1 protein-coding gene is annotated in these 420 nt (G+C 36.9%); it reads right to left on the bottom strand.

The genetic code is table 11. From position 1 onward, the window contains the following. Window positions 1-61: 61 nt before the first annotated feature. Window positions 62-420, bottom strand: a 359-nt coding sequence (locus tag E3E28_RS10920) for a DUF402 domain-containing protein (RefSeq protein WP_167915466.1), incomplete at its 5' end; no start/stop codon positions are given.

Genomic DNA, 420 nt, shown 5'->3' with positions numbered 1-420 from the left:
TTCTTTTTTGCATTTGGCTGGACATGGACGAGGAGAATAACACCATCTTTTGTTTGCTTTATCATTCTCTCCCCTCCAGACTGTATTCCCAAACAATTTTTGGAGGAAACTTCTTTTCTTTTACAGCCCTCATTATTTCATCTGCAACTTTGTAGGCGAAATCAAAGGTCTCTTTGTCGATTAGACCATAATTGAGAGCCATTTCAAGCTCGTCCTCATCTAAAAGGAAAGCTTCGCCATTTGGGAAGATAAATATATCTAAAAATAGGTCGAGCATCTCTAAAGTGTCTCCATATCTCTTTGTGTAGGCTAAAACATCAACATAGAAACCTTTGAAGTTGCCCTCTTTATCATAGACCTTTAGGATATCATAATTTTGCCCGATAAAGGCGAAGTAAATCATTGTGTATTCATTTTCAA

The sequence above is a fragment of the Thermococcus sp. 21S9 genome (assembly GCF_012027635.1).
In the GTDB taxonomy this organism is placed as follows: domain Archaea; phylum Methanobacteriota_B; class Thermococci; order Thermococcales; family Thermococcaceae; genus Thermococcus.
This window is presented reverse-complemented; position numbering and strand designations above follow the sequence as displayed.